Origin of the sequence: Paenibacillus sp. FSL R10-2788 (assembly GCF_038003885.1) — a bacterium.
GTDB classification, from domain to species: Bacteria; Bacillota; Bacilli; order Paenibacillales; family Paenibacillaceae; genus Paenibacillus_AQ; species Paenibacillus_AQ odorifer.
Genome location: NZ_JBBOQA010000001.1, coordinates 5,598,654 through 5,622,205, shown reverse-complemented (window position 1 = coordinate 5,622,205; position 23,552 = coordinate 5,598,654). Strand labels below are relative to the sequence as shown.

The 23,552-nt window shown below is 44.9% G+C and carries 17 protein-coding genes and 1 tRNA gene; 17 read left to right on the top strand and 1 reads right to left on the bottom strand.

The genetic code is table 11. The annotated features are described in order from the left end of the window. Positions 1-4: 4 nt before the first annotated feature. Positions 5-952 (top strand): phosphate ABC transporter permease subunit PstC, encoded by a 948-nt coding sequence (gene pstC / locus NSQ50_RS25055; RefSeq protein WP_036685038.1) that lies wholly within the window; start codon positions 5-7, stop codon positions 950-952. Then, a complete protein-coding gene (gene pstA, locus NSQ50_RS25050) occupies positions 949-1,830 on the top strand; it encodes a phosphate ABC transporter permease PstA (protein ID WP_036685040.1) in 882 nt (293 codons plus the stop codon). The genes pstC and pstA overlap by 4 nt, the downstream gene beginning before the upstream one ends. Before the next feature lie 995 nt (positions 1,831-2,825). Here the strand turns inward: pstA and NSQ50_RS25045 are convergent. After that, positions 2,826-2,899, bottom strand: a tRNA-Arg gene (locus tag NSQ50_RS25045). A 234-nt stretch (positions 2,900-3,133) separates the two neighbouring features. Between NSQ50_RS25045 and NSQ50_RS25040 the strand changes: the two genes are divergently transcribed. The 15 genes from NSQ50_RS25040 to NSQ50_RS24970 all read left to right on the top strand — a co-directional run bounded on the left by NSQ50_RS25040 (position 3,134) and on the right by NSQ50_RS24970 (position 23,550). Continuing rightward, positions 3,134-4,024, top strand: a complete 891-nt coding sequence (locus NSQ50_RS25040; protein WP_179087768.1) for a hypothetical protein — start codon at positions 3,134-3,136, stop codon at positions 4,022-4,024. A 98-nt stretch (positions 4,025-4,122) separates the two neighbouring features. After that, the gene (tig, locus tag NSQ50_RS25035) at positions 4,123-5,457 is read left to right on the top strand and encodes a trigger factor (protein WP_036685045.1); all 1,335 of its coding nucleotides are present in this window, start codon (positions 4,123-4,125) and stop codon (positions 5,455-5,457) included. Between the two features lie 386 nt (positions 5,458-5,843). After that, positions 5,844-6,434: an ATP-dependent Clp endopeptidase proteolytic subunit ClpP gene (gene clpP, locus NSQ50_RS25030; protein ID WP_036685049.1), complete on the top strand. Its 591-nt coding sequence runs from the start codon at positions 5,844-5,846 to the stop codon at positions 6,432-6,434. Positions 6,435-6,446: 12 nt separating this feature from the next. Next, positions 6,447-7,703, top strand: a complete 1,257-nt coding sequence (clpX, locus tag NSQ50_RS25025; protein WP_036685052.1) for an ATP-dependent protease ATP-binding subunit ClpX — start codon at positions 6,447-6,449, stop codon at positions 7,701-7,703. Positions 7,704-7,815: 112 nt separating this feature from the next. Continuing rightward, positions 7,816-8,943, top strand: a complete 1,128-nt coding sequence (gene ispG, locus NSQ50_RS25020) for a flavodoxin-dependent (E)-4-hydroxy-3-methylbut-2-enyl-diphosphate synthase (RefSeq protein WP_036685055.1) — start codon at positions 7,816-7,818, stop codon at positions 8,941-8,943. 133 nt (positions 8,944-9,076) lie between these two features. Further along, on the top strand, positions 9,077-9,748 hold the full coding sequence (locus NSQ50_RS25015) for a BlaI/MecI/CopY family transcriptional regulator (protein WP_076224631.1): 672 nt from the start codon (positions 9,077-9,079) through the stop codon (positions 9,746-9,748). Between the two features lie 1,663 nt (positions 9,749-11,411). After that, a complete protein-coding gene (lonB, locus tag NSQ50_RS25010; RefSeq protein WP_076224629.1) occupies positions 11,412-13,121 on the top strand; it encodes an ATP-dependent protease LonB in 1,710 nt (569 codons plus the stop codon). 234 nt (positions 13,122-13,355) lie between these two features. Then, positions 13,356-15,719 (top strand): endopeptidase La, encoded by a 2,364-nt coding sequence (gene lon, locus NSQ50_RS25005; protein ID WP_076099438.1) that lies wholly within the window; start codon positions 13,356-13,358, stop codon positions 15,717-15,719. Between the two features lie 12 nt (positions 15,720-15,731). Next, on the top strand, positions 15,732-16,400 hold the full coding sequence (gene yihA / locus NSQ50_RS25000) for a ribosome biogenesis GTP-binding protein YihA/YsxC (RefSeq protein ID WP_036685063.1): 669 nt from the start codon (positions 15,732-15,734) through the stop codon (positions 16,398-16,400). A gap of 105 nt (positions 16,401-16,505) precedes the next feature. Further along, positions 16,506-17,288, top strand: coding sequence for a tyrosine-protein phosphatase (locus tag NSQ50_RS24995; RefSeq protein WP_076142033.1), 783 nt, complete (start codon positions 16,506-16,508; stop codon positions 17,286-17,288). Positions 17,289-17,423: 135 nt separating this feature from the next. Then, the gene (locus NSQ50_RS24990) at positions 17,424-19,400 is read left to right on the top strand and encodes an S-layer homology domain-containing protein (protein ID WP_076224626.1); all 1,977 of its coding nucleotides are present in this window, start codon (positions 17,424-17,426) and stop codon (positions 19,398-19,400) included. A gap of 119 nt (positions 19,401-19,519) precedes the next feature. Further along, positions 19,520-20,299, top strand: a complete 780-nt coding sequence (locus tag NSQ50_RS24985) for a YveK family protein (protein ID WP_036685072.1) — start codon at positions 19,520-19,522, stop codon at positions 20,297-20,299. After that, on the top strand, positions 20,280-20,966 hold the full coding sequence (locus NSQ50_RS24980; RefSeq protein ID WP_036685074.1) for a CpsD/CapB family tyrosine-protein kinase: 687 nt from the start codon (positions 20,280-20,282) through the stop codon (positions 20,964-20,966). Before NSQ50_RS24985 ends, NSQ50_RS24980 begins: the two co-directional genes overlap by 20 nt. Positions 20,967-21,007: 41 nt before the next feature. Beyond that, positions 21,008-22,840 (top strand): polysaccharide biosynthesis protein, encoded by a 1,833-nt coding sequence (locus tag NSQ50_RS24975; protein WP_076224623.1) that lies wholly within the window; start codon positions 21,008-21,010, stop codon positions 22,838-22,840. A gap of 23 nt (positions 22,841-22,863) precedes the next feature. Beyond that, the gene (locus tag NSQ50_RS24970; RefSeq protein ID WP_076224620.1) at positions 22,864-23,550 is read left to right on the top strand and encodes a hypothetical protein; all 687 of its coding nucleotides are present in this window, start codon (positions 22,864-22,866) and stop codon (positions 23,548-23,550) included. Positions 23,551-23,552: the final 2 nt, after the last annotated feature.

Below are 23,552 nucleotides of genomic sequence, written 5' to 3'. Positions count from 1 at the left end.
AAGTATGGGGGCACCAGTCCACAACCTGGCAACTAAGGTTAAGGAGGGCGTTACAGAAGTTAGCGCCAACTCCAAACGTCACAGTAGACATATGTTTAGCAACCGATTATTCCGCTTTTATTTCTTATTCAGCATTCTTGCACTTTGTTTCGTGCTTGGACTTGTAATCCTATTTATCGGCAAAACGGCGCTGCTTCTGTTTGGTCATCTCTCGCCTGCGGACTTTTTCTTTTCGTTTAACTGGACGCCTGAAGAGGACTCCTTTGGGGCTGCTGCCTTCATTGTAAATACACTTTCACTGACAGCTTTGACCCTGCTGATCGCAGTTCCTATTTCGGTAGGCATGGCCGTGCTCTGTGCGGAGATTGCTCCGAAGTGGATGAAGACCTTCATTCGCCCGGTGCTCGATCTGCTCGTTGGTATTCCTTCTATAGTATATGGTTATTTAGGCTTAACGGTATTACTTCCTTTCCTGCGTAGAGTTAGTGGGGAGAGCTTGGGTGATGGTTTGCTGGCTGCGGCCCTCGTACTCGCATTAATGGTCCTGCCAACGATTTGTCGAATCAGTGATGATGCTATCGTCGCTGTCCCACGCAAATATCGGGATGCTGCGTACGCTCTTGGATCTACCCGTCTGCAAGTCATTATGCGTGTTGTTTTACCTGCGGCTAGCAGAGGAATTATCTCCGCGGTCATCCTCGGGATGACTCGTGCTGTGGGGGAGACAATGGCTGTAGTTATGGTTATCGGAAACACACCACAGTTGGCGAAAACCTTATTTACACCTGCTTCGGTCTTGACTAGTAACATCGTTATGCAAATCTCGAATGTAGAGTTTGAGTCAACCTGGAATTATGCCCTCCATATGATGGCCTTTCTTCTGCTGGTGATTTCCTTTGTACTGATTCTGATCATCCGCGTGCTGGGTAGAAAAAGGAGGGATGCAGCGTGAACGGATTCGCAAGTACAAAGCATACAGCGCGTGCTCAGAGACGCAATAAGCTCGCGACTATTGGGTTTTATACGCTTGGGGCTTTAGTCATGCTGCTAATCTTCTGGCTGCTCTTCACGATTCTTAGTAAAGGTCTGCCAGCGCTGCGGCCTGATTTCCTGATCAAACAGCCTGAAGAGATTGACGTTGGTGGCGGGATCGGTCCTGTACTTTTCAACTCTTTTTATATTTTGTTCATCTCGCTGCTTATTTCCGTCCCTATCGGTTTAGGAGCGGGGATTTATATGGCGGAATACGCTCCGGATAATGCTTTTACAGGTGGCCTGCGTATATGTGTAGAGGCGCTCTCTTCGGTTCCCTCGATTGTATTCGGTATGCTTGGTCTTGCGATATTTGCTGAATATTTTGGGATCGGTCTGACGATTCTTGGCGGTGGGGTAAGCTTGGCGCTTTTGAATCTGCCTATGCTTGCACGTGTGACGGAGGAAGCGGTCCGTGCTGTTCCTGGGGAGATGCGCGAAGCTGGATATGCACTGGGCATGACTAAATTCCACGTGATCCGCACAGTTGTCCTACCCGTTGCAATGTCTGCCATTGTTACTGGGATTTGTCTCGTTGCTGGACGCGCCTTCGGGGAGTCTGCGGTTATTATCCTTACCGCTGGTCTCAGTACCTCGGGCGAAATGTGGGACTTTAATCTGTTCTCGCCGGGAGAAACCCTGGCCGTACACCTTTGGTATGTACAATCTGAGGCAATTGTAGAAGATGCGCGGCAAATCGCTGACAAATCAGCGGCAGTACTAGTATTTGTAGTTTTGTTTATTAACTTTGCTTTCCGTTTTCCGCTCTGGCTTGGAAATCGCCGCAAAGGGCGCTGATTCGCTTATAAAGGAAGAACATGCATAAAAAACTGTCTCTCGGCGGAAGAAAACGCCGTGAACAGTTTTTTTATTCTCGATTAAATAAGTAGGATAGTCTCATCCTTCGATAATATTGCTAATGCGCGTGTCTTTTGAGTAATTAGATTGGCCACGCTTATAGAGAGCTAAAAATGTTCCCAGATTTAAAAATCAGAAATGGGAATGTGAAGATTAATATTCGATGAGTAGTGAGTAATGTGTGGTGAGTAATGAGTAGTGAGTAGTGAGTAGTGTGTAATGATTGGTGGTTGGTGAGTAATAAGTAATAAGTAATAAGTGATAAGTGATGAGTAGTGGTGATAAGAGTGGTTTTTAATTGCACTTTATGCACTTATTTTTGATGGTGATAGGTTTGTTTGGGTTTAATTGTACTTTGTGCAGTTAAAAATGGTGAAAAGACCATTCTAGGCGTAAATCTGAGAATATAAGTGTATGAAATGCAACTAAAGCGAGTTTTGGGGGTAAAAGGGTACTTTTAGTTGCAGAAAATGCAATTAGATAGCATGTAGCTGCGTTTCTACGGAAGAGCAGCCGTAATGTTCTAATGCGGCGGGGTATGATGTGGTACTGACTCATAGAAACTGATCATCGATTGCTAAGCTTCACAGAACCCTGAGCCCCAACGAGATCTAAGTGTGACCAAGTCCGAGCGAGCATCAAAAGTTAAGCTCCATCGACTCATAGCCCGACGAGGCCCAGGTTTTCACCAAATTCTAAGTTTCGAATGCTAAGCTTTATCGGACCCTGAGCTCCGACGAGGCTAAGTTTTCATCAGGTTCTGAGCTTCGAATCCAAGCTCCATGAATCCCTGAAACACGGGTAATCCAGAGCCGCGAATCTTAAGCTCAGTCGTTCAGTCGTCTATTCGTCCCAGTAGTGACTCCCTGAGCTCCGCCCAACCCTTCCCCTGAATATAGAAACAGCCTTCCCGAAGGAAGGCTGTTTCTATATGACGTCCCGGAAGGGATTCGAACCCCCGACCGTGCGCTTAGAAGGCGCATGCTCTATCCAGCTGAGCTACCGGGACATGGTTGCTGGCAGAAAAGCAAGCAGGAATTATCATATCATATGGGATGATCTTTTTCAAGCTGTTTTTTAAAAAGAGTACGGGGTATGCTATAATCTACAATTATTAAGTTTCGGAAGAAGCTTAAGGTATTAATAACTTTTATAATGGTTAGGATTCCATTCACATAAGTAGACATAAGGAGGTGCCCTCATTAAACATTCGGATTCCCCCGCCACCAAAGAGAATATTGTCTTGTTCCCCAAGACACTGGACTATTATCAAATCCAGCTGACGGTGATGCTGGAAAGTGAACGCTACGGGGAAGCGATGGAGCTGCTTCGTTTTTTGCTGCAGTGTCAAGGACAGGAAGAGCGAAATTACGAGGAATGGCAGTCCCTGCTGGAATGGCTCGAAACTGCATTTCCTTACGCGTCCCAGAATGGAGATGCGGAGGGAGCTGTTCACCCCGAAGACGAAGATTTAAGGGAAGAGGATATGGCCCGCTTTTTGGCCAAATCCAAAATGAACGAGGATGCGGGGTATCCCAAAAAGCTGCTGCAGCGGGTGATGAATGAACCTCTGTCTGAGGCGACAATACTTGCACTAGAGCAGCTATCCTATCTGGAAGGTGGCGGCGTTGACGAGGAGCTGACCACTTGGTTGCAGGGGGATAATGTTCATCCACTGCTACAATTTCGGACCTTGCAGACGCTTAAGCGGCGTGGGATGCAGGGAACAGTGAAGCTGATTCGCGGACATGAAACGGTACTCGTAGAGATCGAGAGCGTGCCACTGCAGACGGAGGATTTTCCTCCGGAGGTGAGTCATGTGCTGGAGCGGGTAGCCGAGCAGGCTGAGGTGCATGAGCCTACGCTGTATTATTTTGCACAAGAGCTCTGGGGTCAGTTCATCATGTCGATTTATGGGTCGGACGAATATCGGAAATTGCTGGAAGGCGAAGACGTTTTGCTGGATATTTGGGCAGGAGCTTTGCACCAATTTGTTTCTGAAAGTTTAAACGGCTCCCGACAAGAGGAAGAGACACGTGGAATGTATGGCATCACAGACGGCATGCGCTTTCAATTTGAGGGAGCTTATCGTGCTCTCAAGGGTTTTGTAAAGACTTCTCTACTTGATAAATAAAGTAATGTTGTATATAATATAATGGTTATTCTGTGCGTGGATTGTATCATTATTTGAAGTAAACTTGTGAACCTATATTTTGGAGGGAAAAGTATAATATGAAAGCAACATGGGAAAAAATAGAGAAGAACCTTGGAGTTCTTGAAGTAGAAGTAGACGCAGAACGCGTAACAGCAGCACTTGATAAAGCTTTTAACAAAGTCGTTAAAAAAGCTAACGTACCAGGCTTCCGTAAAGGTAAAGTACCTCGGCCGATCTTTGAATCCCGTTTTGGTGTAGAAAGCTTGTACCAAGATGCAATCGACATTCTTCTTCCTGAAGCTTACGGTGAAGCAGTTGAACAAACTGACATCTTCCCTGTAGACCGTCCTGAAGTTGATATTGAGCAATTTGCTAAAGGTCAATCCTTTATCTTCAAAGCGAAGATCACGGTTAAACCTGAAGTGAAGCTCGGCGATTACAAAGGTCTGGAAGTTCCAGTACAAAAAGCTGAAGTGACTGAAGAAGAGTTGAGTGCTGAACTTGCTCGTCTGCAAGAACGTCATGCTGAGCTTGTAGTAGTTGAAGAAGAAGCAGCAGCTAACGGCGACATCGCTGTAATCGATTTTGACGGATATGTAGATGATGTACCGTTTGAAGGCGGAAAAGCTGAACGTCACTCTCTTGAGCTTGGCAGCAACTCCTTCATTCCTGGATTCGAAGAGCAAGTGGTAGGAATGGCTACTGGAGATTTCAAAGATGTTGAAGTTACTTTCCCTGATGAATACCATGCAGAGAACCTTGCGGGTAAAAAAGCAGTATTCAAAGTGAAGCTGCACGAAATCAAACGCAAACAACTTCCTGCACTCGATGATGAGTTCGCTAAAGATGTAAGTGAATTCGAAACTTTGGATGAGTACAAAGCAGATCTGAAAGCTCAGCTCGAATCCCGTAAAGAGGAAGAACTGAAAGGCCTTCGTGAGAATGCAGTTGTTGATAAAGCAGCAGCTAACGCTGAAGTTGAAATCCCTGAAGCTATGATCAACAGTGAAGTTGAGAACATGGTTCGTGACTTCGACACTCGTCTTCGTCAACAAGGCATGAACATGGATATGTTCCTTAGCTTCTCCGGCCAAACTCGTGAAGACTTGCAGAACCAAATGAAAGGCGATGCTGAAAAACGCGTTCGCAACAACCTGGTATTGGAAGTTATCGCAAAACAAGAGAACATTGAAGTTTCCGAAGAAGAAGTTAACGAAGAGTTGGCTACTATGGCTGAAGCTTACAAACGTACTCCAGAAGAAATCCGCAGCATCTTGGCAGCTAACGGTTCACTGGGCAGCTTGAGCGAAGAGCTTTCGTTGCGTAAAACCATTGATTTCCTTGTTAGCAATAGTGTAGAAGTTGAAGCAGTAGAAGAAGCACCAGCTGCTGAAGACACTAAAGCTGAGTAGGATATTTTAAAATTATAAGAAGGTATAAGTTTCACTTTATACTTTATTCTTATAATTCTCGCATAAACGCTTACCGTCCTCAAAAGGACGCCGAAGGCGTTTTAGCTTGACACTACCTAGAACGGCCAAGTTACACGGCCTCCATACAGATATGATAAGGCACGTAAGTTTCGTTACGTGCCTTATTTTTATCCTCGGCCGCAAATATATGTGACTACATAGGTATCCGTATGAACGTATGGCAATAAGGTAATAGGGGTAGTAACGTCACAATTCACAAGCAGCAGACAGTCGACTGTAGTGAAAAAATGACATCGCGCCTTGAACGTGTTAAAATATTTCTGAAACGATAAGACTAATCTGTACAGAGAAAAGAGGTTGGTGGCATGAGTCTGGTACCAATGGTTGTGGAATCAACAAGTCGTGGAGAACGTTCATACGATATCTATTCCAGATTGCTCAAGGATCGCATCATTTTCTTAAGCAGTGCGATTGACGATGATGTCGCCAATCTGGTTATTGCTCAATTGCTGTTTTTGGCAGCAGATGATCCCGAGAAGGACATTCACTTGTACCTCAACTCACCCGGTGGTTCAGTAACAGCCGGCATGGGTATATACGATACGATGCAATATATCAAACCGGATGTTTCAACCATTTGTGTAGGGATGGCAGCAAGCATGGGATCGCTCCTTCTAACAGCTGGGGCTCCGGGCAAAAGATATGCGCTGACCAACAGCGAAGTTATGATTCATCAACCGCTCGGCGGTGTTCAGGGTCAAGCGTCTGATATTTGGATTCACACTGACTGGATCCTTAAGACGAAACAGAAGCTGAATCAAATCTATGTAGATCGCACAGGTCAGCCCCTTGAAAAAATCGAACGGGACACAGACCGCGATAACTTCATGAGCGCGGAAGAAGCCAAGGAATACGGGCTTATTGACCAAGTTCTTTCTTCACCGATGAAATCTTAAAGGGGTGGTTAGATGTTTAAATTTAATGATGAAAAAGGGCAATTGAAATGTTCTTTTTGCGGTAAATCACAAGAGCAGGTTCGTAAGCTTGTAGCAGGACCGGGCGTTTATATATGTGACGAATGTATCGAGCTTTGCACGGAAATTGTGGAAGAAGAGCTCGGTCATGAGGAAGAGCTTGATCTGAAGGATATTCCAAAACCAAAGGAAATTCGCGATATTTTGGATCAATATGTAATCGGTCAAGAGCAAGCGAAGAAATCTCTTTCTGTAGCGGTGTATAACCACTACAAGCGTGTGAACAGCCAAAGCAAGATCGAAGATGTTGAACTGACGAAGAGTAATATCCTTTTGCTTGGTCCAACAGGTTCTGGTAAAACCTTGTTAGCACAAACGATGGCGAAGATTATCAACGTTCCTTTTGCTATTGCAGACGCTACTTCCCTGACGGAAGCTGGTTATGTCGGCGAGGATGTTGAGAACATTCTGCTCAAACTCATTCAAGCTGCAGATTACGATGTGGAGAAAGCCGAACGCGGCATTATCTATATTGATGAAATTGATAAAGTAGCACGTAAATCCGAGAATCCGTCCATAACTCGTGACGTTTCCGGCGAAGGTGTACAGCAGGCGCTTCTGAAGATTCTGGAAGGAACTGTTGCTTCTGTGCCTCCGCAGGGCGGACGTAAGCACCCTCACCAGGAGTTTATTCAGATCGACACGACGAACATCCTGTTCATCGTTGGCGGTGCCTTTGACGGTCTGGAGCAAATGATTAAACGCCGTATCGGTAAAAAAATCATTGGCTTCAACGCAGCAGTTGAAGGACAAAAGGATCTTAAGCCTGGCGAATATTTGTCGATGGTATTGCCTGAAGATTTGCTCAAATTCGGTCTTATTCCTGAATTTGTAGGCCGTCTGCCAGTCATCTCGACTTTAGAGCCGCTTGATGAGAATACGCTTGTACGTATCCTTTCCGAGCCTAAGAATGCACTCACTAAACAATATATCAAGCTGCTGGAAATGGACAACGTAGCGTTGAAATTCGAACCATTGGCACTCGAAGCAATTGCCAAGGAAGCGATCAAACGTAATACGGGAGCCCGTGGACTGCGCGCGATTATTGAGAGCATCATGCTCGATGTGATGTATGAAGTTCCTTCACGCGATGATATTAAAGATTGTGTGATCACGGAACAGGTCGTTCAGGAGAAAGCTTTGCCTGAGCTCAACCTTAAGAAAGACAAGAAGAAAGAGGAAAGCGCGTAAGCCGCTTTTCCTTAACAATACATGTCACAGTCTCCACCTTTCTTCCGCTTATCCCGCTTCACATTAGCGGGAGCGAAGGGGTGGAGCTTTGGCGTTATGGGGGAGAAAAATCATGTTCTTGAGACACCAAACCCGTCCTGTCAATGTTGGCGGGCTCATTATTGGGGGAAACAACGAGGTTGCGATTCAAAGCATGTGTACAACCAAAACCGCTGATGTGGAGGCTACTGTAGCTGAAATATTGCGGCTTGAGGAAGCAGGCTGCCAGCTGGTACGCGTAACTGTCAACAATGAAGAGGCGGCTGCCGCAATCAAGGAGATCAAGAAACAGATTCATATCCCACTCGTAGCGGATATTCATTTCAACTATAAGCTAGCGTTGATGGCTATTGAGAACGGCATCGATAAGGTACGGATTAATCCGGGGAACATTGGTCGCCGCGAAAAGGTAGAAGCGGTAGTTAAAGCATGTAAAGAAAAAGGGATTCCGATTCGTATTGGTGTAAATGCTGGTTCTTTGGAGAATCACCTTTTGGAGAAATACGGATACCCAACCCCAGAAGCCATGGTAGAAAGTGCGTTATACCATATTGGTATTCTGGAGGAACTGGATTTCCACGACATTATCGTCTCTCTAAAAGCATCAGATGTGCCAATGGCCATCGAAGCTTATCGTCAGGCTGCGGAAGTCATTCCTTATCCGCTACACTTGGGGATTACAGAATCCGGCACATTGTTTGCGGGTACAGTGAAAAGCTCCGCTGGTATCGGTGCACTGCTCTCTATGGGCATCGGCAGCACCCTGCGTATCTCGCTTAGTGCCGATCCGGTTGAAGAGGTTAAGGTGGCGCGTGAGCTGCTGAAGACGTTTGGTCTGATCTCTAACGCGGCGACGCTGATCTCTTGTCCGACTTGCGGACGACTGGATATCGATCTTTTCTCCATCGCTAATGAGGTGGAAGAATATATTTCGAAGCTTAAGGTGCCTATTAAAGTTTCTGTCCTTGGCTGTGCTGTTAATGGTCCTGGTGAGGCACGTGAAGCAGATATCGGTATTGCTGGCGCTCGTGGGGAAGGTTTGCTTTTCCGTTACGGACAAATGATCCGTAAAGTGCCTGAAGCTGAACTCGTGAACGAGCTGAAAAAGGAAATTGATGCGATCGTGGTGGCTTACGAGGCAACGGGCGAAATCCCAGGCCGCGCCCACGCTAACCTTGCACCTCCGGTGCAGTCGAAGTAACTTGGTCTTTTACGAATATATAATTCGTTAATAATACGTGGCGAAGAACGCCCTGTGCAGCTCCGGTAAATCCGGGGCCCATGGGGCGTTTTTTTTGCGTTTATTCTTATTTTGGAGGAAGGGATGAGTAAACATGAACTATGAACAAGCCCATGAAAAATTTATTGCGCATCATCTTGCAAACAGAACGGGCGAACGGCGGGGGAGGCTGGAGAGAGGTCATGGCCACGCAGAAAAATTATTTTTGCAGAACGTCTGGTGGCCGCTTCGTGGTGACTTCAATGATCTTCATCCGGAGTATGAGGTGCTGGATTTACAGAGACGGGCTTATTTTGCTGATTTTGCTTTTTTGCCGGGGCCGATCAAGCTCTTGTTTGAGATTAAAGGGTATGCAGCTCATGTAAGAGACATGGATAGGCTGAAGTATTGTAATGAGCTAAATCGTGAAACTTTTCTGTACGGAATGGGTTATCAAGTAATTTCATTTGCCTATGATGATGTTGAACAGCGCCCTGAGTTATGTGTTACACTGCTGCGTTTGGCGTTAAGCCGCTACCAAATTTTAGATGCGCCACGTGACAGACTGCTAATCGCTGAGAAGGAAATCATGCGTTTAGTGGTACGAAACGCTGGGATAATACGTCCTAAAGAGGTAGCTGATTATTTCACGCTAGATCCTAAAACAGTACGCATGATGCTAAAGAGTCTCTGTGAAAAAGGCTGGCTAACCCCCATAAAAAGGGGAATCGGCGTCAAAAATGTTGAGTATAAGCTGGCTCGTGATGTTCTCTATTACTGGGATTGATAATTGTAAAGGTTGATGGTTGATGGTTGATGGTTGATGGTTGATGGTTGATGGTTGATGGTTGATGGTTGATGGTTGATGGAGCCTATATGATGGAAGTTGTTAATATAGAAGTAAATGATGCAAAGGTTTAGCCAATGTAATTGATATAACTGGTGTAACTTATGGAGTTGTTGGTGCCATTGTAGCTGATGTAACTGGTGTAGCTGATGTAACTGGTGTAGATGACGTAGCTAATGTTGAAACGGATAAAGTAGTAAAATTGGCTGATGGAGCAGGTGTAGCTGAAGTGGTTTGATGGGGCTGATCATATAGGCGTAACAATTTTGGCCATGACTTTTGCTGAAGGTGGGGATTTGAAAAGAAGGTATGTGAGGGAGCTTGATGTGAAGTCGGTTATGAATTGAAACGCAACAATTAGGGAAATTCTCCCTGAAATAAGCCGATTATGGCTCAAAATCGAGCTTTTTAGGGAAAAACTCCCTAATAAAAGGAGCATTTCCCTCATTATGTGTGATTTTACCGATAATCAGGGAGGATTTCCCTAATTAGCAGTTGAAAGGTCGTGAATTACTGATAAATAGGGAGTATTTCCCTAATTATTTGGCTGGGTACCAATGATACTTAGATTTTGTACTAAATAGGTTGTTTCTACGAACATAGAAGATACAAACTCATACGTTCAGCAAACTAAGTTAACTCTGCGTCTTAGAGGTAGTCCCCCGAACTTAACTAACTCAGCCTCTAGAAGTAGCTCACCGTCCCCAACTGACTTAGCCTCTAAAAGTAACTCACCGTGCCCAGCTGACTTAGCCTCTAGAAGTAACTCACCGTGCCCAGCTGACTTAGCCTCTAGAAGTAACTCACCGTGCCCAGCTGACTTAGCCTCTAGAAGTAACTCACCGTGCCCAGCTGACTTAGCCTCTAGAAGTAACTCACCGTGCCCAGCTGACTCAGCCTCTAGAAGTAGCTCACCGTCCCCAGCTGACTTAGCCTCTAGAAGTAACTCACCGTGCCCAGCTGACTCAGCCTCTAGAAGTAGCTCACCGTGCCCAGCTGACTTAGCCTCTAGAAGTAACTCACCGTGCCCAGCTGACTTAGCCTCTAGAAGTAGCTCACCATTCCCAGCTGACTCAACCTCTAGAAGTAGCTCACCGTCCCAGTTGACTCAGTTTCTAGAGTAACTCAGCTTCTAAAAGTACCTCGACGAACTCAACTAACTAACATCTACAGGAAACTCCCAACTTCCTCACCCTTAGCTGTAAAGTCGCAGAATTAGGTTCCTCACCCTACATAGCATCGATCACGATCCTCAGTTACTAAGTTCAACGGCTCGACATATCACCACAGTTCCTCAAATTCCCTTTCCACTAATCTCTCCCGTATTTCTCCGCGATTTTCCGCATTTCTCCGCATTTCTCCGCATTCCTTCTTCTCCAATCTCCTTTCTAACTACCTCAACAATCTCCTTTTTAAAATTTACATAAGCTACATTTGCACTCCCCACACTCATTATTGCCCTTATAGTTAATTATCAGAGTCTATCCTACTGCAACAATTCAACAAATCCTCAAATTCGCGTTTACTAATTACCGAAACGGCTATACTACCTAATAGTAGCCAAGGGTGGAAAGGTAGACTGAACGAAACAGGAGGATGACCTATGGAATTAAGTATAGTTGTGATGATCGTGCAGCTCTTTTTCGCGCTGGTTATCGGCGTATACTTTTGGAATCTGCTGCGGGGTCAGAAGACAAATAAGTCAGCGGTAGAACGAGAGTCGCGCAAGGAACTGGACAAGTTACGGAAAATGCGGATGATTACATTAACTAAACCATTGTCGGAGAAAACACGTCCGGCTTCTATTGGAGATATTGTCGGGCAAAAGGATGGGCTGCGCGCCCTGAAAGCCGCACTTTGCAGCGCTAATCCGCAGCATGTGATTATTTATGGTCCGCCGGGAGTCGGCAAGACTGCGGCAGCGCGTGTTGTCATGGAAGAGGCGAAAAAGAATGTGCTTTCTCCTTTTAAAAGTGACGCCAAATTCACAGAGATTGATGCCACAACCGCTCGTTTTGATGAGCGTGGTATTGCTGACCCGTTGATCGGATCCGTGCATGATCCTATTTATCAGGGTGCAGGAGCCATGGGGGTGGCGGGCGTGCCACAGCCGAAACCGGGAGCGGTGACTAAGGCGCATGGCGGGATTCTTTTTCTGGATGAGATAGGAGAGCTTCACCCCATTCAGATGAATAAGCTGCTTAAAGTGCTTGAGGACCGGAAGGTACTGCTAGAGAGCGCTTATTATAATTCGGAGGATAATAATACTCCGGCTTATATTCATGATATTTTTCAAAATGGATTGCCTGCTGATTTCCGGCTAGTTGGCGCTACTACGCGTTCTCCGGATGAGATTTCACCTGCATTGCGTTCGCGCTGCATGGAGATTTATTTCCGCCCGCTGCTGCCGGATGAGATTGCCGTCATCGCGCGTGACGCGATACAGAAAATCGGGCTTAAACCAAGTCCGGAAGCTGTCACTGTGGTGCAGCAGTATGCAACCAACGGCCGGGAAGCAGTTAATATGATTCAACTGGCTGCCGGATTAGCTTTAACTGAACAGAGAGATACACTAAATGCTGCTGATGTGGAATGGGTAGCGGGCAGCAGCCAGCTTCCGCTGCGTACGGAACGCAAGATTCCTTCGGCACCGCAGATTGGATTAGTCAATGGTCTTGCCGTGTATGGACCGGGGATGGGTACTCTGCTCGAAATCGAAGTCTCCGCAGCGCCTGCTGTGAACGGCCAGGGCAGACTGAACGTGACAGGTGTGGTGGATGAAGAAGAGATCGGTGGAGGCTCCCGCACGATTCGGAGAAAAAGTATGGCAAAGGGCTCGGTTGAGAATGTATTGACCGTACTGCGTACGATGAATCTGGAGCCCGATCGTTATGATCTACATGTGAATTTTCCAGGTGGAACACCGATTGACGGGCCTTCGGCAGGGGTGGCGATGGCAGTAGCAATCGTATCTGCTATTCGTGGACTTCCCGTGGATAACACTGTAGCGATCACAGGTGAGATAGGCATCCATGGACGAGTCAAGCCAGTGGGTGGTGTAATTGCCAAAGTGGAAGCTGCTTTTCAAGCTGGAGCCACTACAGTGCTTATTCCAAAAGAAAACTGGCAGTCTCTCTTCGCTGACCTTGCGCCATTACGCGTTATTCCAATGGAAACAGTAGAAGAGGTGTTCCGTCACCTGTTCGGTGCCGATACAGCAGATGTAAGGCTGCCTGCAGTTGCTGGAGAGCTGTTCTCTGCAGCACCCTCACTCCTAAAGGCCGATGCCGCTGGTGAATCTGCAAAGGGTTAAACAAAATTGATCCCTAATTCGAAGAATAAGGTGAGATTTGTCGCTGTAAAATAAAGGAGGCTGCAGGCAATTCTGCTGCTTCCTTTTTAAATGCTACAAGAAACGTTGTCTCTATTTAAGGAAAAGCAAGTCGGTTCTTCTTGAAATCTAAGGACTCTGTTGGTGTTTTGGGGCTGCTTTTGTTAGAATGAATGCATATGAGATTAATTGAGAGCCATGGGAGGTGCGAAAGCGATGATGACAAATAAAACAAAAGGTCGTCGTTTTCCTTTATTGCCGCTAAGAGGGCTTCTTGTGTACCCAAGCATGGTTCTTCACTTGGATGTGGGCCGTGAGAAGTCAGTTCGGGCGTTAGAGAAAGCTATGGTTGAAGATAATTTGATTCTTCTTTGTTCCCAGTCGGAAGTGAATATTGAAGAGCCAGGTCAGGACGATATTTTTCGGGTCGGTACTGTCGCCAATGTGCGGCAAATGTTGAAGCTTCCAAACGGTACGATACGTGTACTGGTTGAAGGTGTAGAACGGGCCGAAATTATTAATTATATCGATAATGATGAGTACTATGAGGTTATGGCGCGTGAGCTGCCGGAAGATGTAGATAGCGATCAAGAATGTGACGCGCTGATGCGTACAGTACTCAATCAGTTCGAACACTATATTACGTTATCCAAAAAAGTGACCCCAGAGACCCTCGCTGCTGTATCCGATATAGAAGAGCCTGGTCGACTTGCGGATGTCATTACGAGTCATTTATCGCTAAAAATTAAGGATAAGCAAGAAATTCTTGAGACGATTGATGTTAGTAAACGGTTGGAGAAGCTTCTTGATATTCTTAATAATGAGCGTGAAGTGCTGGAGCTTGAACGTAAGATCAATCAACGTGTCAAAAAACAAATGGAAAAGACGCAGAAGGAATATTATTTGCGTGAGCAAATGAAAGCGATCCAGAAAGAGCTCGGCGAGAAGGAAGGCCGGGTAGGAGAAGCGGAAGAGCTGCGGACGCTAATGGAAGAGAAAAATGTTCCAGAACGTGTGAAGGAAAAGATGGAGAAAGAAATCGATCGTCTGGAAAAAATGCCAGTCAGCTCTGCGGAAGGCGGCGTCATTCGCAACTATGTAGATTGGCTGCTCAGTCTCCCTTGGAGTGAACAGACAGAGGATGATCTTGACATCAAAAAGGCCGAGCAGGTACTTGATGAGGATCACTACGGTTTGGAAAAACCAAAGGAACGGGTATTGGAATATTTGGCCGTTCAGCAGCTGGTTAAGAAGCTTAAGGGTCCTATTCTATGTCTTGTAGGTCCTCCAGGTGTGGGCAAAACCTCACTGGCTCGTTCCATCGCCCGTTCGCTCAACCGCAAGTTCGTCCGTATCTCGTTAGGCGGTGTACGTGATGAGGCGGAGATTCGAGGTCATCGCCGGACTTATGTAGGTGCGATGCCGGGGCGGATTATCCAAGGCATGAAGACGGCGGGTACGATTAATCCGGTTATCCTATTGGATGAAATCGATAAGATGGCTGCGGATTTCCGTGGAGATCCATCTTCAGCGCTGCTTGAGGTACTGGATCCAGAACAAAACAACACGTTTAGTGATCATTTTGTAGAGCTGCCGTTCGACTTGTCGAACGTAATGTTTGTAACAACAGCGAACGTAGTGCATAATATTCCGCGTCCATTGCTGGACCGGATGGAAATGCTGTTCATTCCAGGTTATACGGAACTGGAGAAACTGCAAATCGGCAGCCGTTATCTGTTGCCTAAGCAGAAGAAAAACCATGGTCTTGCAGAAGATCAACTGATTATCGAAGACGATAGCTTATTACGCATTGTCCGCGAATATACCCGTGAATCCGGTGTGCGTAATTTGGAGCAGCAGATTGCAGCATTATGCCGCAAAGCTGCGAAACAAATCGTGTCTGAGGAAAAAGAGAAAGTGATCATTCTTCCTGACGACATCAAGGATTATCTTGGGGCTTCCAAATATCGTTACGGTATGGCCGAGCTTGAAGATCAGATTGGTACCGTCACTGGGCTGGCTTGGACTGAGGTCGGTGGGGATACACTGCTGATCGAAGTTACGGTTGTGCAGGGAACAGGTAAACTAACCCTCACCGGACAGCTGGGCGATGTAATGAAGGAGTCGGCACAGGCCGCATTCAGCTATACTCGTTCGAAGGCGGAGGAGCTGGGACTCCAGCCCGATTTTTATGAGAAGATTGATATTCATATCCATATTCCGGAAGGTGCAATTCCGAAGGATGGTCCGTCTGCAGGGATTACGATCGCAACCGCATTGATCTCCGCACTCACGAAACGTTATGTTTCCAAGGATGTGGCGATGACAGGTGAGATTACCTTGCGGGGACGTGTTTTGCCAATTGGTGGATTGAAAGAGAAATCTCTTGCCGCTCACCGAGCTGGATATAAAAAGATCCTTCTTCCCAAAGACAATGAACGGGATTTGAAAGATATTCCTGAGAGCGTACGTAATGATGTTGAGTTCGTACCGGTATCTAATATGGATCAGGTCTTGCATCATGCGTTAGTTGAGCATCATAATGAAATTAGCAGTGAGCCACCGAGTAGTGTGCATTAGAAAGGAAGTCCTATGAAAGTTAATATTGCCGAATTTATTATCAGTGCCGTTGGCCCTGATCAGTACCCTGATGATTCCTTGCCAGAGGTTGCTCTGGCAGGGCGTTCCAATGTGGGGAAGTCTTCCCTCATTAACCGAATGATTAACCGTAAGAATCTGGCTCGGACAAGCTCCACGCCTGGTAAGACACAACACATGAACTATTACCGTATCAATGAAGACAGCATGTATTTTGTTGACTTTCCAGGTTACGGGTATGCCAAAGTCTCCAAGACGCAACGTGCGGTGTGGGGGAAAATGGTTGAGAAATACCTCTCTGAGCGCGATACGTTAAAGCTGGTTCTGCTTATTGTGGACCTGCGGCATTCGCCTACCAGCAATGATAAGATGATGTTCGACTGGTTGAAGCATTATGATCTTCCTATGTGTGTTGTAGCGACCAAAGCGGATAAAATTCCGAAGACACGCTGGCAAAAACATATCAAGACCATGAAGCAGGAGCTGGGTGTGCTGCCAGGGGATAATTTTATTCCATTCTCCTCGGAAATTGGTCTCGGCAAAGACGAGCTTTGGGGCTTAATTGATGGGTATATTCGCCCTTCTGAGAATGAATCTCCGGATTCAGAGGATGCTGAAATGATAGCAAATGAATCTCAGCAAGAGGAGTCAACCGAAGCGTAAGATATGAACTCATTTACAATCAAGCAACCATTCCTGGTGGGAATGGTTGTATTTTTTTTGTTGATAAAACTAAAATTTCTATGGAAAAGGACCGATAGATAACATATGATAGATATTCACTGCCACATCTTACCCTTTTTGGATGACGGAGCCTCTGATTGGGAAGCTGCTCTTGCCATGGCGCAAGACGCCCACAGAGAAGGGATTACTTCAGTCATCGCCACGCCACATCATGCCAACGGTCAATATATGAATAACGCCCCCAAGATTAAAGAAGCTGTGGAGTTGATGAATGAGAGACTTCGTCAGGCTGGTAATCCACTGCTTGTTCTTCCAGGTCAAGAGATCCGTATCTACGGGGAGCTGCTGAATGATCTGGAGCGGGGGGAACTGCTGAGTCTTGCAGATTCGCGGTATATTTTACTGGAAATGCCTTCTTCACGAGTACCACGTAACATGGAAGAAATCTGCCACGAGCTGATCATTCAAGGGTTCGTTCCGGTCATCGCCCATCCGGAGCGCAATGCTGAAATAGCTGCTGATCCTTCTAAACTAGAGAGATTGATAGAGCTAGGATCACTTGGGCAGGTAACCGCACAGAGTCTTGCAGGCGTTTTCGGGAATAAGCTACAGAAATTGTCGCTGGAGCTATGCCGTAGAAATGCAGTACATGTGTTGGCCTCTGATGCACATGACAGTGTTCATCGTCCTTTTGGATTAAACGCTGCTTATGTGGTTATGGAGAAAGAATTAGGCCCTGAGCTGCGTGACTATGTTCGCGGCAATGCTCAGCAAATTATGACCAATGGCGAGGTTATTCATGGAAAACACGTACAAACAAGGAGAAACCGACAAAAATTGTTTGGATTTTTTTTCCGAAAGGGCTGACTAATCTACCTTATAGTGGTAGAATGGGTTTTATTGGGTGATTTAATGCTATTCGTAATAGTGTAGCATTTGGGCGAATTGTTCTAGGTCTATGGTAGTACAGTATTTTAATACATAAGAAGAGGTGGATATTTAGTGACTTTGAAAAAGAAACTAGTAGTATCAACATTAGCAGCAAGTATGGTAGCAGCATCCGTAGCGGGTCTTCCGTTGGGAAGCCTTGGAGCAGTAGGTACAGCATCTGCGGCTACAGTTAGTAGCAGTACAGCAGTTAAGGATAAGGTTCTTGCTGTTTACAAACAATTGACCGCAACAGATGCAGTTTATCTCTACAATTTGAAGACTGAGGTTGCAGCACTGGATGAGGCAGAATTCGTAGAAATTTTTGCTCCAATTCTGAAGAATCTTTCACTGGATGCAGAAGAAACAAAAACATCACTTAAATTGTTCCAAAGCGTTACTAGTGTAGTATACGACGTCTATGGCAATGACTTCTCCGAAATTCAAGTGATCCGTAACGACGACAAAAACATTGCTTTGGTAAGCAAAATTGCAGCTAAAGCGGGTGTGTCTGGACTTACTGTTGATAGTGTTGCTGAATTCTTGAGCAGTATTGAAACAGAACTTCGTGAACTGGTAGGTAACAAGTCATCAGCAGATTTGTTGGCAATTCTTACATCTGAATCTGGTTACGAGACTTTGTTGGATGAAGCCATTGCGAAAGTGATGAACCACACTACAGGTGCAGGAGCTCTTACAGTAAGTCAGGCTTTGAACAAGCTTGGAGTTACTGCTAATGATGTTAAGCAAACATTGAAAAACCTGAACAATAATATTAAATCCGCAAAACCTGCGGCAAAATCACTTGCTGTTGCTTACGTTAAAGCTTATGGATTTAGTACTGGCGGCGGAGTCGGTCCTGGTAGCGGTGGCAGTGGGAGTGGAAGTGTTACAACGCCTGTAGCTCCTGTTCAAACTCCAGGAATCTATGACGTATCTAAGCTCGTAAGCATTGTTGACGGTAAAGCAACCTTGAAATTGGTTGATGCTGATGTAATTAAAGAATTTGATAAGCTGGTTGCAGCGAACCCTGGTAAAACTGGTCTTACTTTGACCCTGAATCTGGGAACAGTAAACGCTACTACAGTTGAAGTTCCACTTTCCCAAGCCATTATTGAAGCTGCAAAAGCTAAAGGTATTGCGAATATCGCCGTTACTTTCAATGGTGTAACTGTAACGATTCCTGTAAGCCAATTCAGCACAGCGATTTCATTGACAGTAACTACAGCTAAACCAGAAGTTGTAACTTCCGTTACCAAGCTGAAATTGGCTTCGGATGTGTATGAATTCACACTTAGTGTGAACGGTGTAGTACAAAGCACATTTAAACAACCAATTACTATCAAATTGCCACTTAAGAATACTGATGGTCTTGATAAAGAATTGCTTTCCGTTGGTAAGCTTGTATACGGCGACTTGCAATTCCAAGGTGGAGTACTTGATGGAGAGTTCATCGTAGAACCACGTGATACATTCTCTTCTTATGCAGTACTTGAGAATAAAGTCTCCTTTAATGATATTGCTGCTGTACAAGCATGGGCTGGTAGACAAATTCAAGTCGTAGCTGCTAAAGGTGCGATTGAAGGAGTCGGAGCAGGTAAATTTGCACCGAAGAACAACGTAACTCGTGCTGAGTTCTCCAAAATGTTGATTCGTGCGCTTAACCTGGAAAACAACTCTGCTGTACAAAGCTTTAGCGATGTAAGTTCAACTGCTTGGTATGCACCATATGTAGCAGTTGCAGCAGAAAAAGGGATTATCACTGGACGCAGTGCGGCCAAATTTGATCCTAATGCAACTATTACACGTGCAGAAATGGCAACAATGATCTCCCGTGCGTTGAAATCTATCAATCCTGATGCGAAAACCGATTCTACTGCAATCAGCAAATTCTCTGATGCTGCTAAGATCAGCGCATCCCTAAGAGATGGCGTAGCGTTTGCAGCAAGCCACAACCTGGTTATCGGAAATGCTGGCAAGTTCAACCCGAACGATACAGCTACCCGTGCTGAAGCAGCAGTAATTATCTACCGTACTATTAACTTCAAGTAAATAAAACTTATAGTATACAGCCTCCTCTCATGTAGGTGAGAGGAGGCGATTTTTTTGCAAATAGGGAAGATTTGAACAGGCATCGAAATATTTCAGAAATAGCTTGGGGGTAATTTCACTTGTCATCACAAGAATTGGATCTTCGCGATTATTTTCAGATCGTCAGGAAGAGACTATGGCTCATTTTCAGCATAGTTGTATTGGTGTGCGGTATTGCTGGTGTATATAGTCTGTATATTAAAAACCCGGTATATGAGGCATCCACGAAGATTATCGTTAACCAAACACCGACGCAGTCAGCGGTGGGGCAGCTTGATTTAAACCAGATTAATACCAATATTCAATTAATTAATACGTATAAGGAAATTATTAAGACTCCGGCCATCCTTGATATTGTTACAAAGGATTATCCGCAATTCAATATTACTGCGGAAGAGCTATTAAAAAAGGTTAATGTGAGTTCCGTAAATAATACGCAGGTGATGACACTTGTCGTTCGAGATAATTCTTATCAGCGGGCTGCTGAAATCGTGAATGCCATTTCACTTGTGTTCAAGGAAGAAATTCCAAGTCTATTTAATGTGGAAAATGTATCGATTCTGAATGAAGCTAAAGTGAATCCAACTGTTGAGCCACGGCCGGTAGAACCGAATGTTTTACTGAACATGGCTATTGCTTTTATCGTCTCTTTGATGATTGGATTAGGGATTGCCTTCCTGCTGGAATATATGGATGACACCCTGAAGACAGAAGCTGATATTGAGAAGTATCTTGGTTTGCCTACCATAGCTATGATTACTAGATTGGGTCAAGATGAAAGCAAGCAAGGTGCCGCACAAACACAGAAACAATCATCCAGAAAGGCGGGGGACCTCGAACATGTCACAGCTTCCAAATAAACAACGCCATCTGATCACCGTTACGAACCCACGCTCTCCTGTCTCTGAAGCGTTTCGCGCATTGCGCACGAATATTGATTTTTCTTCTGTAGATCAGACTATTCAAGTGATTATGGTCACTTCATCCGGACCGGAAGAAGGTAAATCTACGGTATCTGCTAACCTGGCGGCAGCTTACGCACAAGCAGATAAAAGAGTATTGTTGATTGACGCCGATTTGCGGAAGCCGACGGCACATAAGACTTTTACACTAAGCAACCGTTTTGGTTTATCCTCCCTACTGTCTCAACAGGCAGTTCTTGAGGACACTGTCCAAGACTCCGGTGTTAATAATCTTTCAATTATGACCTCTGGACCAATCCCGCCCAACCCGGCGGAAATGATGGCATCTAATCGGATGAGCACTCTTTTACAGGATTTGCGTCAGCGGTATGATGTCATTCTTATTGATACTCCACCATTATTAGCGGTTACGGATGCACAAATTGTGGCCTCGAAGAGTGATGGCGTTATTATGGTTGTCAGTTATGGTAAGGTGAAACGCGATATCGCAGTAAAAGCTAAAGCTAATCTAGATCGTGTAGGTGCAAAAATGCTCGGCGTTGTTCTCAATAATGTAAAACGTAAAGCTAGTGAAGGGTACTATTACTACTACTATGGAAATTGATTTATTCATAATTAAAAATGTTATTTTTGGAGGCACTGAAAATGACAGCGAAATCTAGAGTGATTCTTTTATTCTTCATTGATCTTGCGATCATTTGGTTCAGTATTGTGACATCTTATTTGTTTCGGTACCCTAACCATGCTCTTCAGGAATACGTTGTACAGATGCTGCAATTTGGTTTGATTGCAACATTTGCATTTGGTGGAAGCCTGATATACTTCGGTCTTTACCGAAGAATGTGGCAATATGCCAGCATCGGTGAAATTATATCGGTTTCTAAAGCTATTGTAGTAGGGTCTTTATTTTCATTTGCACTGGCATATCTAATTTTGCCGGATAGAGTACCTCTTGCCATAGAAGTTCGGTCGATGGAGACTATTCTTTTATTAGTAGGTGGAGTCCGATTTTTGTGGAGAGTACTTCATAATGATCGAATCAATTACAAAGACACTAAGACCCATACACTAATTGTAGGTGCTGGTGATTGTGGGATATTAATTGCTCGGGAAATGATGGGACCCTCTTTTGCGCATACCAAATTAGTCGGTTTCATTGATGATAATGCGAATAAATACCATATGTATATTATGGGTGTTCCTGTAATTGGAAATCGCTATGCAATCCCAGCTATTGTGAAAGAAAGAGAAATTCATGAGATAATCATCGCCATGCCCTCTGTTTCACGTACTGAGATTTCTGAAATTATTAATCTTGCCAAAAAGACTGGAGCAAAGCTTAAGATTATACCGGCTCTTAATGATCTGATCGCTGGGAAAATATCAGTTAAGAAACTTCGCGATGTTAGCGTAGAAGATTTATTAGGTCGTGAGCCGATCGTAGCTGATTTAAACAGTATTTTAGGTTATGTACATCATAAGACGGTGTTAGTTACGGGGGCTGGCGGCTCTATTGGTTCGGAGTTATGTCGGCAGATTGCTCCTTTTGGTCCGGACAAGCTATTGTTACTTGGACACGGTGAGAATAGTATTTACACGATTGAAATGGAACTTCGTAAGAGTTTTCCGGAGTTAAACATTGTGACCGTGATAGCAGATGTGCAGGATCGCAGTCGGATGATGGACATATTCAGTGGCCATAGACCGCATGTAGTCTTTCACGCAGCAGCACATAAACACGTTCCTTTAATGGAGCGGAACCCTTCGGAAGCCATTAAAAATAATGTTTTTGGCACCAAAAATGTTGCGGATTGTGCAGATAAATATGGTGCCGAGAGATTTGTAATGATCTCTTCTGATAAAGCGGTTAACCCAACCAGCGTAATGGGTGCCACTAAACGGATTGCGGAAATGTATGTGCAGAGCCTGCACACCACAAGTCAAACGAAGTTTTCTGCTGTGCGTTTTGGAAATGTTCTTGGCAGTCGTGGTAGTGTAATTCCAGCCTTTAAGCAGCAGATCGCTGCCGGAGGTCCAGTCACTGTGACACATCCAGAAATGGTGCGTTATTTCATGACGATTCCGGAAGCAGTACAGCTTGTCATCCAATCTGGTTCTTTCGCCAAAGGTGGAGAAGTGTTCATTCTGGATATGGGAGAGCCAGTTAAGATTCTAACGTTAGCGGAAGACTTAATTACGCTCTCTGGATATGAGCCTTATAAGGACATTGATATTCATTTCTCCGGTATTCGTGAGGGTGAGAAGCTCTATGAAGAGTTGCTTACAGATGAAGAAAATCTAGGCTCAACCGATCATGGAAGAATCTTTATTGGTAAACCTAATGTTATAAGTCTGAATCAGTTAGAGCTGGAGTTTAAACGTTTGGAACGTGTTCTCGCTGAGGAACCAGAAGTCATACGCGAAATTATCAATCAGATTGTACCAATGCAGCCCGTTGCCCAAGTTGCTATTAGCTAACTATTCATAAAGGGGGATATAAAGTGTTCAACAAACGATGGAAAAAGATCCTTTTATGGACGCTGTCAGTTATTGTAGTGCTGGGTGTTGGCGGCTTATTCGCCGCGAATTACGCTGTCGATAAGCTGATGAATTCAATGGTAGATGGTTTTGATCTGGAGTCTGAGGATAATGTTGGTGGTGGTCAGGACCAAGGAATAGCGACAACTGATACAGTTGATGTTAGTAATGTCGATCCTGTAGAGTCCGCGGTACCTACTACTCCACCAGCAAATGATGAGGGAAGTAGTAATCAAAGTAGTGAAAATAACGATAAACCTAGTGGAGAAACAACAGCTTCTACTACTAGTGAACCGACCAAAGCTCCATCATCAGAACAAAAAGATGGTTATACAGCACAGGTCTCCACGGATAAAGCTAAGCAAATTCAAGAGAATGTAACGATTAAGGATAAAGCTGATGTAGCTTCTATTGTGCTTGGTCAGCTTAGTGTATCGGATATTAATCGTCTTAAAGATTTGGCAAAGGGTGGCTTAACGACTGAGGAGAAGCGTGAGGCGCGCAGTATCATCCTAGGTAAAGTATCCACAGAGCAGTACAATGAGCTTTCTCAGATTGCTAAGAAGTACGGAGTCAGTCAAGGGAAAACACATGACCAAATCATTGCTGAAGAAGAACAATTAAAAGCGAAAGAAAAGGGAAGTGAATAAAT

Excerpts from the sequence above, each read along its gene's own strand:
- pstC (WP_036685038.1), top strand. The coding sequence starts at position 5 with ATGGGGGCACCAGTCCACAACCTGGCAACTAAGGTTAAGGAGGGCGTT.
- tig (WP_036685045.1), top strand. The coding sequence starts at position 4,123 with ATGAAAGCAACATGGGAAAAAATAGAGAAGAACCTTGGAGTTCTTGAA.
- clpP (WP_036685049.1), top strand. The coding sequence starts at position 5,844 with ATGAGTCTGGTACCAATGGTTGTGGAATCAACAAGTCGTGGAGAACGT.
- clpX (WP_036685052.1), top strand. The coding sequence starts at position 6,447 with ATGTTTAAATTTAATGATGAAAAAGGGCAATTGAAATGTTCTTTTTGC.
- ispG (WP_036685055.1), top strand. The coding sequence starts at position 7,816 with ATGTTCTTGAGACACCAAACCCGTCCTGTCAATGTTGGCGGGCTCATT.
- NSQ50_RS25015 (WP_076224631.1), top strand. The coding sequence starts at position 9,077 with ATGAACTATGAACAAGCCCATGAAAAATTTATTGCGCATCATCTTGCA.
- lonB (WP_076224629.1), top strand. The coding sequence starts at position 11,412 with ATGGAATTAAGTATAGTTGTGATGATCGTGCAGCTCTTTTTCGCGCTG.
- lon (WP_076099438.1), top strand. The coding sequence starts at position 13,356 with ATGATGACAAATAAAACAAAAGGTCGTCGTTTTCCTTTATTGCCGCTA.
- yihA (WP_036685063.1), top strand. The coding sequence starts at position 15,732 with ATGAAAGTTAATATTGCCGAATTTATTATCAGTGCCGTTGGCCCTGAT.
- NSQ50_RS24995 (WP_076142033.1), top strand. The coding sequence starts at position 16,506 with ATGATAGATATTCACTGCCACATCTTACCCTTTTTGGATGACGGAGCC.
- NSQ50_RS24980 (WP_036685074.1), top strand. The coding sequence starts at position 20,280 with ATGTCACAGCTTCCAAATAAACAACGCCATCTGATCACCGTTACGAAC.
- NSQ50_RS24975 (WP_076224623.1), top strand. The coding sequence starts at position 21,008 with ATGACAGCGAAATCTAGAGTGATTCTTTTATTCTTCATTGATCTTGCG.